Consider the following 9,172-nt stretch of genomic DNA (forward strand, 5'->3'; position numbering starts at 1 on the left):
ACTAAAACACATAAATAGTTCCAACGTTGCTTGGATCGGCTACACTAATTAGTACCAGTTTTATAAGGTCATTGTTATGATAAACTAAAAATAAGAGAAGGTAACAACAATGGCAATCGATTCATCACGAAGAGCAAAACGTTGCTTTACTAACGAGTTCAAAAAACAAATGGTCATGCTATATCAAATTCAACATATTATTAAATAATAATTAAAATTCTATGGTCAGCATTTATTATGCAATATCTTTAGCTATATACTTTTGACTGTTATCCTTAATAAATAAATATAATCCAATCAATGCACCAAATCCAAATAATCCAATAACATAAATAGCTGGTGCCATTTTGCTAACAAAATCACTCAAAAAGGAGATCAACAGAGGTGTTAATCCGCCCGCAATAGCGTAAGCCATATTAAATGAAAATGATACACCACTGTAACGAATCTGGGTAGGAAACACACTCACCATAAAATAAGCAAAAGAGCCTACAATACCAACACTAAAACCTGCTAAAGAATAAGTAATAAATAAAAGATGTGGGTTATCTAATGATAGATAAAAAATAGCAATAACAATAGTTGCAATAACACAACCTATTAACATCACTTTCCCCATAGCAAATTTATCCATCATCATTCCATAAAATGTACAACTTATAATTAGTCCAATGATGGCTAATATATTTCCTTGCAACGCATCAATCGCTGAATAACCAAATTGCTTTTGTAATAAAATTGGGGTCATTAGCATAATAACCATAATACCAGCAGACAACACCCAAGTGAGTAGCATAGATAAAATAGTTTGAGGCAAATACCCCGTCAATACAGTGAGCACGGGTATTTTTTTAGCTAATTCTTGTTGTTTACGATTTTGCATTTCCAGAAAAATTGGTGTTTCTTTTAACCAACGACGTAAATACATTGCTATCAATCCAAAGACACCGCCAACTATAAATGGTATGCGCCATCCCCAATCAATAAGTTGTTCCGAAGATAAGCACTTATTCATGGCCGTTGAAACTAGCGAACCGAGCAAAATACCTAGGCTTAATCCGCTTGTCAATATTCCACATGCCAATCCAATTTTATTTTTCGGTACATGCTCAGATACAAAAGTCCAAGCGCCAGGAACTTCTCCTCCTACAGCTAGGCCTTGACATAATCGCATAAGCAGTAACAATAAAGGTGCAAAAATACCAATATTAATATACGTAGGTAAACAACCTATAAATAGTGTTGGTAATGCCATAAGCAGTATACTTAGCGTGAACATCCTTTTGCGACCAAATCGATCCCCAAAGTGGGCCATAACGATTCCACCCAATGGGCGTATTAAATATCCAGCAGCAAAAATACCAAAGGTCTGTACTTGGCTCAGCCAATCAGGCATATCATTCGGGAAAAAAAGGTGACTAATGGTTATAGAAAAAAAGACAAAAATAATAAAATCATAAAATTCTAATGCTCCACCTAATGCAGAAAGCGACAACGTTTTATAATCCTGAGCATTTAAAGTTCTTGTTGGTGTATGGAGTACTTTGTGCATGTTCATCCTTGTAAATTATTGTTTACAAACAGTTTGATATTTTTAACTACTATACTCTAACACTTAATCTTTTAAAAGAAGATAACAAATTAAGTAATAATTTAACTCAATCATAATGCCACTATATAACAATTGAATTTATTAAAATTAAGCATATCTTTAAAACTAGCACAAATGATTAATAAACAACCAAATAAAAGAACTACAATAATACATCTTACTAAACGGAGAGCTATAAAATGGCTAAAAAATGTATTTCTCGTGGTAAATTTACACGTATGCAGCAGTTATCAAACCAAGATGGCATTATTGCAGCATTAGCGATTGATCAACGCGGTTCAATGGTTAAAATGATGGAATCTGCTGTGGGGAAAGATCGTTATCATATCGATATGGTGTATGAATTTAAAGAACTTGTCTCTCAAGAATTAACTAAATATGTTAGTGCAATATTGTTAGATGAAGAATATGGTTTTAAAGGCATGGCAGCTAAAAATAGCAATGCTGGATTAATCATGTCATACGAAAAAACAGGGTATGATGCTAGTACTCCAGGACGATTACCCGATATTTTGCCTGAGGATTCATTACAACGCCTAATAAAAAAAGGTGCCGATGCCGCAAAAGTATTGGTTTATTATAATCCGGATGATCCTCAAGATATTTTAGACAAAAAACATGCTTTTTTAGAACGTTTAGGCAATGAAGCTAGAGCCGCTGATATTCCTGTATTTGTTGAACCGATTGTATATGACAATGTGATAACCGATGATAAAAGTCCTGAATTTGCAAAAATTAAACCTCAAAAAGTCATTAATACAATAAAAGAGTTTACTAAAGAACAGTATTATATTGATATTTTAAAAGTCGAAGTTCCCGTATTGTTTAAGAATGTAGAAGGTTTTAACGACAACAATGTAGTTGTTTACACACAAAAACAAGCTGCTGACTATTTTAAACAAGCAAGTGAAGTCGCAACCCGCCCTTTTATCTATTTAAGTGCTGGCGTACCAACAAAAACCTTCCACCAAGAACTTATTTTTGCTGGTGAAAATGGCGCTAAATATAGCGGCATCCTTGGAGGTAGAGCAACATGGTTTGAAGGTGTTGCGGCCTATGCTAATGGAGGCAAAGAAGGTTTAAAACTTTGGCTAGATCAAACTGGTCGTGAAAATGTTGAGCATCTCAATAAGATATTAAAACAATATGCAACACCTTGGTACGATATCTATGGCGGTAAAGATAATATTGAAGTGATTGATGTTAAATTAGGTAATTAATTGCTAAAACAAAAAAGAACAGGTTTATTCCTATTTTTCCTGTTCTTTTTAATACCTCGCTCTAGAACCATGATTTAATATCAAACAAAAATAGCAAGATCTGTATTTTTAATTGTTAAATAGCTTTATCAAAAAATAGATCAACTTTACTAAGTTTAGCCATTGATTGTAGGTAATCCTTAATTTTAGATGAAAAAGTTAAGCTTTTAACACACGTCAAATTCCGTAAAACTGGAAACAAACAGATATCATCTAAAGATAATTGTCCATTACATGCATCTGGTGACACAATCAATAACTCAAGTTTATTTAATATAGCAGATACGGCAGACACTAATGAATCCGTTTGCATCAAACATTCATCAAACGATCCCATTTTTTTTGATTTACTATTAACAAAAGAATCGATAGCACTTTGTGTCGCAAACTCAGCTAAACCTAGTTTTATATAACGTGGACACACTAACTTATAATCATATTGTTGCAACTGTTTTATTAAATCTGTGATATCTGGCGATCTAGGACCTGTTAAAATGGGTTTATCGCCATAATTGTTATCAACATAATCAACAATGTCTAAACTTTCAGGCATATAGCTACCATCATCTTTTTGTAAAATAGGCACCATTTTTTCACCAATCATACGCTCTGGCGATTGAAAATCATCACTCAATAATACCTGTTTTTCAACCGGTATATTTTTTAGACCAAAAATCATTCTAGCCCTAACACAAAAAGGGCAATGCTCATAAATATACAGTTTCATTTTCGCTTCCTTAAGCGTTCAACCGCCCATAATAAAAAAACTAATCCCAAAAATAATAAAAAAACAATACTTGAAGCATACAAAGCTTTGGGATAACCGATTCGTACAACATTAATAAAAGGGTATGGATATTGATTAGTATAATAACCTCGGACAAAAATATAAATGCCGTAAGATAGCATTGATAATATTGATCCTATAATGACATGAACGTTGATGCGTCTAAATGGCCCCCAAATCAGCCAACTTAATAAACCCAAAGCAGGTATAACAGCATGTAAACTTTCGTTAGTGATTTTCATTAATACATTAGGTGGGGTATGGATACCTCTTAACACTAAATTATACACAATAGCCGTTATAATCACACCAGCCAAACCATTTAAACGAATAACTTTAAAACTATATCGATTACAATTGGGGTTAACAGATAGCCACAAACAACTTAATGCCAGCATCAAATTTGATAACACCGTAAAAAAGCTATAATAATAAATTAATCGACCTATGGAAGATTCTGGTTGCCAAGGACGAAACTTTGTATGCCAATAAATATAAGTTTCCATGGCAATAATTGCGATAGCAAACAGTGCTATAAAAAGATTAATACTTCGCTTTAGCATAAAAAATAAATATAGATAAAACAGTACATCAGTATATACCAAACAGTATAAAAGCAAAAAGTTAACTGATTATTTTAAATTAATGCAAATAATTTAAAATAATCAGTTTTTAATATATAAATAAAATGCAATTCAACTAAAACATACTAACTAATGTCTACTGAGTGATATAAAAATAAATAGGTAATTAAATGATTAATCAATTGTTGTTTAAACTCGACGCCAAATTTTTTCATCATAGTCGTTTATTCTATAATTTTTAACTATACCAATGGCAGCATTTGTCCAATTTTTGAGTAAGGCTTAATCTTTAGTTTTAATTTTCAGTGCGATATTTTATTAAATGTCTCATTTAATAAGTAATACATCCCTCCCTTTATAAGGCTGTTCAAATTCTGCCAAATAAGTCGGGAGGATTAAAGGATATCATATTCTATAAGATGCCTTAACGTTATCACGGTGAAAATACAAATAAAAATCAAAAATTTGACATAGCTATATATATTACCTTAACGCTTAATCAGTGTTATTTTCTTGCAAACATGACACAACCGAAGCGGTAAGTGGTGTTTTACCTACCATGATCAATTGTTTATCTTTTTTTATAGATACATTTTCAATGGCTAATACTAATGCTAACCAATACGAACAATAACCAGCATAACCAATTGAAGTATCAATATTAAAATGATTTTTTGCTTCAAACTGAATTTGATTAAAGTGGTGTATAATTTCATTTTTAAAATCTGGCGAAATACCGCTATACCAAACCCCGCCATACTGGTTATCATCGGCACTACCCCACAGTAAAGCATGTTCAATAGTTTGCGTGAATTCCGTTTTTTGTTCACTACGATAAACTTTTATTAATGGCGAATTAGCAGTAGGAAAAAATGGCGCTCTATTTACGTTTTCCCCTGCTAGAACTAGCATTGATGCAAACTCACCTTCATCTTTAATTGGAGCAGAAAACAGATGTGTATTAATCACCAAAAGCAACTCATCATCATGATCACTATCGTCTAACCATGTTTCTATAAATGTAGATGAATGGCTGGGATCTTCAATTTCAAAGCTAGCAGGATGACAAATTCTTTTTCCCAATGTTTCCATCCATAATGCCTTTATTTTATCGTTTGAAACTTCAACATCAATAAATAACCTAACATGCAAATTTGATTGTGTTAACGCAGTTGCAAATTTAGCTTTGTATTCTTTTTCAAAACGAGTAAAAATGGCCTTTAAACGCTCATCAAAGCTTTCAGATTTCATACCATCAATCACAGATAAAGTCGTATGGGGAATAACAATGCCACTATTGCGGTGTAATTTACTTATCATAAAAAAATCATTATTAACGATAGAGGCGGCATTTCTTGTTTCGCCCTGTTCTGTAATAAGTGAAAAGCCTAAAACATATAATCCTCTTTGCCCATAATGAATCAGTTTTTGTTTACGCTCTTCTATACATAAATTCCACTGTTCAATATAAATTAGACGATTACCATATAAAAAGACACCATATAAAAATATAAACAGCCAAAAAACAAAAGGAAAGGCAAAAAGGCCTGAAATAAAGAGGATATCTGATATGTCATAAAAAAAGCTGAGTGTAACAGTAATAATACAACCAAGCAAAATAAACACAATAAGCAAAACACCCCAGAACCAAAAATTCATTTTTTTAGCTTCAGGCAATGGGGCAGGTAGTGATGATAAATCGACAGACATTAGCTTTTTCCTACCTCTGATATTGATGAGATTAAAGAACAACCGCAAATGCTTTTATGACCATCTAAAGCAACTTGCTTACCTTGAATGGTAAAAGTTGAGTCACCTTCAATAATAGGATTAATACCATGACCTTTTATTGGACAACTAACTAAATCACCAACTAAAGCAACAGGTTTGCCAAAAACTGTCATTGTCGATGAAGCGGTAATTACTTTTCCACCATGATTTGTCAAATCACCTAGCCGAATAACTCCACGTAATTTACTCATGTTTTATTTCCTTTATTTTTTATATTATTAATTTCCACCTTTTGATATTGTGCATCTATTTTCTGATACTCTTCAAGCGAGCTAGCTTTGGATTTTTTGTCGATTTCTTCTGGCCAGTTGACTTTGATTGGCCATGTAAACTCATCTTCTGGCATCAACTCCCCATCTAAATTATTATCCGAAAACGCCATATAGCTATTTATCCACATCCATTCGTCATAACTTAAACTGCTATCTGTACATAAAATAAAATGGTCAATTACACTAGTAGTATTAGGTTTACATACCACACATTCAATACGGTAAGTTCTGGCCGTACCACCACTGGCAAGCGGTGCCGAAATTGAACTCATTACCCCTTGGATATCTGCCCAATTAAACTCTTTAACGGTTATCTCTTTAGTTCTAAAGGGCGAACGAGTAAAGGTAGCCCATGATCCAAAATACAATAAAAAATGATCATAAATATAAACCTTACCTGTTTTTCGGTTTAAACGGATAGGACAATCTTCGGGGGCATATAGCAGATAGAAAAAAAACTGAATTAAAATATAAGCAATATAAATAAATACAATACAACTTGGTATATATATAAGTTTATTTATTATTTTATCCTCAACTATACCAGGTATTACCATATACAATACAAATAAAATCATACACATCGTCAAACCTAGACAAATCATTGTGATTAAACGACCAATTTTCCCCCACCCTGTTAATCGTCTTGAAAATTCACAATAATCATCATTAGCATAACGTAATTTTTTATTATTACTTAAATGTAATTTTGTTGTATAAACCCCTTTGTATAAATCTTCGCGCCAACATGAGAGTTGCGGTTGATACTTTGATGGCATTATTACGTTCTCCCTTTTTTGTTTTTTTAATTGATAATATGTTCAATGCGTAGTGGCGATTTGGCGTCTTTACCTTGCCAGTAATGTAATATGTCAATCACTTTTTTCGCTTTTACCCTTAATTCGGCAACTTTTAGGTCTATTACCACGGTACTTTGGAGATTATTTATTCCCTAATTTTTTATACTCGGCATCTATTTTCTGATACTCTTCAAGCGAGCTAGCTTTGGATTTTTTGTCGAGTTCTTCGGACCAATTGATTTTTACCGACCACTCATATTCATCTGGCATCTGTTCGGTATCTAGGTTTTTATCCGAAAATGCCATAAAACTATTCACCCACATCCACTCATCGTAACTTAAACTGCTATCCATACAAAAAGTAAAGTGGTCAATTATATTAGTGGTATTGGGCTCACATACCACACACTCTATGCGGTAACTTCTGACCATACCACCACCAGAAATCGGTGCCGATACTGACGTCATGACTCCTTGAATATCTGCCCAATCAAACTCTTTCATTGTTATCTCTTTCACTCTAAATGGTGAGCGAGTAAATGTTTCTAACGAACCAAAATATAAAAGAAAATGGTCATAAATATAAACTTTACCTGTTTTACGATTAAAACGGATTGGGCAATCCTCGGGAGCATAGAATAGATAGAAAACAAACTGTAAGAAGAAATATATTAGATAAAGGAATAATAGCCCAAGAGGTATAAATATAGGTTTCCCTTCAGTTTCAAAAATAATAATGTAAGATGCAATATATACTGCAAAAAACGACAATAAAATAAGCATTATTAAACAAATAATAGTAACCCAACGTGGAACCCACTCCCATCCTATTGTTCGCCGAGAAAATTCACAATAATCATCATTAGCATAACGTAATTTTTTATTATTACTTAAATAATGGCGGGTTGTATAAACCCCTTTGTATAAATCTTCGCGCCAACATGAGAGTTGCGGTTGATACTTTGATGGCATTATTATGTTCTCCTTATTTTTGATGATTACAATTTATATTCAATATGTAATGGGGATTTTGCGCTTTTATCTTGCCAGTAATGTAATATGCCAATCACTTTTTTCGCTTTTACCCTTAATTCAGCCACTTTTTGGTCTATTACCACGGTACTTTGGAGATTATTTATTCCTTAATTTTTTTATACTCGGCATCTATTTTCTGATACTCTTCAAGCGAGCTGGCTTTGGATTTTTTGTCAATTTCTTCTGGCCAGTTGACTTTGATTGGCCATGTAAACTCTTCTTCTGGCATCAATTCTCCATCCAAATTATTATCCGAAAACGCCATATAGCTATTTATCCACATCCATTCGTAATAGTTTAAACTGCTATAGGCTGCTAGTAGAAAGTGGTCAATCACTTTAGTGGTATTAGGCTCGCATACCACACATTCTAGACGATAGTTTCTAACCATTCCGCCACTAGCAAGAGGAACTGATACTGAGGTCATACACCCTTGAATATCTGCCCAATTAAACTCTTTAACCGTTATCTCTTTAGCTCTAAAGGGCGAGCGAATAAAGGTCGACCATGCTCCAAAATATAATAGGAAATGGTCATAAATATAAACCTTACCTGTTTTTCTATTTAAACGAATGGGACAATCTTCAGGAGCAAAAAAAATATTCGAAGCCATTAGAAAGAAGATATACATACCAAAAAATACTAATAGACAACATGGTATAAATATAAATCTAGTTTTACTTTTTTCAAAAAAAATAATTGGTATAACAAAGTACAAGACTACTAATGATAATAAAACAGTTGCAGAAGCAATAGTTATCATAAGTATACGAAGCAAAGGACTCATCCCACTTAAACGCCTAGAAAATTCACAATAATCATCAGTAGCATAACGTAATTTTTTATTATTACTTAAATGTAATTGCGTTGTATATATTCCTTTATGCAAATCCTCGCGCCATGAGGAAACTTGCGGTTGATATTTAGATGGCATTATTACGTTCTCCTTTTTTAATTGATAATATGTTCTACACGTAGTGGCGATTTGGCGTCTTTACCTTGCCAGTAATGTAATATGCCAATCACTTTTTT

Annotated in this window: 9 protein-coding genes; 1 reads left to right on the plus strand and 8 read right to left on the minus strand. The window is 33.0% G+C overall.

Translation table 11 applies throughout. The features are described from left to right. Positions 1 to 235: 235 nt before the first annotated feature. Positions 236 to 1,552: an MFS transporter gene (locus B9N71_RS11900; RefSeq protein WP_085166066.1), complete on the minus strand. Its 1,317-nt coding sequence runs from the start codon at positions 1,550 to 1,552 to the stop codon at positions 236 to 238. 239 nt (positions 1,553 to 1,791) lie between these two features. Between B9N71_RS11900 and B9N71_RS11905 the strand changes: the two genes are divergently transcribed. Continuing rightward, a complete protein-coding gene (locus B9N71_RS11905; protein WP_065560449.1) occupies positions 1,792 to 2,832 on the plus strand; it encodes a tagatose 1,6-diphosphate aldolase in 1,041 nt (346 codons plus the stop codon). 115 nt (positions 2,833 to 2,947) lie between these two features. Here B9N71_RS11905 and grxB read toward each other — a convergent pair whose 3' ends face one another. The 7 genes from grxB to B9N71_RS11940 form a co-directional block, all read right to left on the minus strand. Beyond that, entirely contained in the window at positions 2,948 to 3,598 is a 651-nt protein-coding gene (gene grxB, locus B9N71_RS11910) for a glutaredoxin 2 (protein WP_085166067.1), read from the minus strand. Continuing rightward, complete coding sequence (locus tag B9N71_RS11915; RefSeq protein WP_065560451.1) at positions 3,595 to 4,221, minus strand: Pr6Pr family membrane protein; 627 nt, start codon at positions 4,219 to 4,221, stop codon at positions 3,595 to 3,597. The genes grxB and B9N71_RS11915 overlap by 4 nt, the downstream gene beginning before the upstream one ends. Positions 4,222 to 4,737: 516 nt before the next feature. Further along, positions 4,738 to 5,952: a KPHS_23130 family T6SS system protein gene (locus tag B9N71_RS11920; protein WP_085166068.1), complete on the minus strand. Its 1,215-nt coding sequence runs from the start codon at positions 5,950 to 5,952 to the stop codon at positions 4,738 to 4,740. Further along, complete coding sequence (locus tag B9N71_RS11925) at positions 5,952 to 6,224, minus strand: PAAR domain-containing protein (RefSeq protein ID WP_085166069.1); 273 nt, start codon at positions 6,222 to 6,224, stop codon at positions 5,952 to 5,954. Before B9N71_RS11925 ends, B9N71_RS11920 begins: the two co-directional genes overlap by 1 nt. Continuing rightward, complete coding sequence (locus B9N71_RS11930) at positions 6,221 to 7,084, minus strand: DUF6708 domain-containing protein (protein ID WP_085166070.1); 864 nt, start codon at positions 7,082 to 7,084, stop codon at positions 6,221 to 6,223. Before B9N71_RS11930 ends, B9N71_RS11925 begins: the two co-directional genes overlap by 4 nt. Before the next feature lie 162 nt (positions 7,085 to 7,246). Next, positions 7,247 to 8,077 carry a DUF6708 domain-containing protein gene (locus B9N71_RS11935; protein ID WP_085166071.1) on the minus strand — a complete coding sequence of 277 codons (831 nt, stop codon included), beginning with the start codon at positions 8,075 to 8,077 and terminating at the stop codon, positions 7,247 to 7,249. A 163-nt stretch (positions 8,078 to 8,240) separates the two neighbouring features. Further along, positions 8,241 to 9,074 carry a DUF6708 domain-containing protein gene (locus tag B9N71_RS11940; RefSeq protein ID WP_085166072.1) on the minus strand — a complete coding sequence of 278 codons (834 nt, stop codon included), beginning with the start codon at positions 9,072 to 9,074 and terminating at the stop codon, positions 8,241 to 8,243. Between the last annotated feature and the right edge of the window lie 98 nt (positions 9,075 to 9,172).

The organism is Gilliamella bombi (assembly GCF_900103255.1).
Taxonomy (GTDB): Bacteria; Pseudomonadota; Gammaproteobacteria; order Enterobacterales; family Orbaceae; genus Gilliamella; species Gilliamella bombi.

What these genes read in the sequence shown, in the direction of transcription:
- B9N71_RS11900 (WP_085166066.1), bottom strand. Translation starts at nt 1,552, where the DNA reads ATGCACAAAGTACTCCATACACCAACAAGAACTTTAAATGCTCAGGAT.
- B9N71_RS11905 (WP_065560449.1), top strand. Translation starts at nt 1,792, where the DNA reads ATGGCTAAAAAATGTATTTCTCGTGGTAAATTTACACGTATGCAGCAG.
- grxB (WP_085166067.1), bottom strand. Translation starts at nt 3,598, where the DNA reads ATGAAACTGTATATTTATGAGCATTGCCCTTTTTGTGTTAGGGCTAGA.
- B9N71_RS11915 (WP_065560451.1), bottom strand. Translation starts at nt 4,221, where the DNA reads ATGCTAAAGCGAAGTATTAATCTTTTTATAGCACTGTTTGCTATCGCA.
- B9N71_RS11920 (WP_085166068.1), bottom strand. Translation starts at nt 5,952, where the DNA reads ATGTCTGTCGATTTATCATCACTACCTGCCCCATTGCCTGAAGCTAAA.
- B9N71_RS11925 (WP_085166069.1), bottom strand. Translation starts at nt 6,224, where the DNA reads ATGAGTAAATTACGTGGAGTTATTCGGCTAGGTGATTTGACAAATCAT.
- B9N71_RS11930 (WP_085166070.1), bottom strand. Translation starts at nt 7,084, where the DNA reads ATGCCATCAAAGTATCAACCGCAACTCTCATGTTGGCGCGAAGATTTA.
- B9N71_RS11935 (WP_085166071.1), bottom strand. Translation starts at nt 8,077, where the DNA reads ATGCCATCAAAGTATCAACCGCAACTCTCATGTTGGCGCGAAGATTTA.
- B9N71_RS11940 (WP_085166072.1), bottom strand. Translation starts at nt 9,074, where the DNA reads ATGCCATCTAAATATCAACCGCAAGTTTCCTCATGGCGCGAGGATTTG.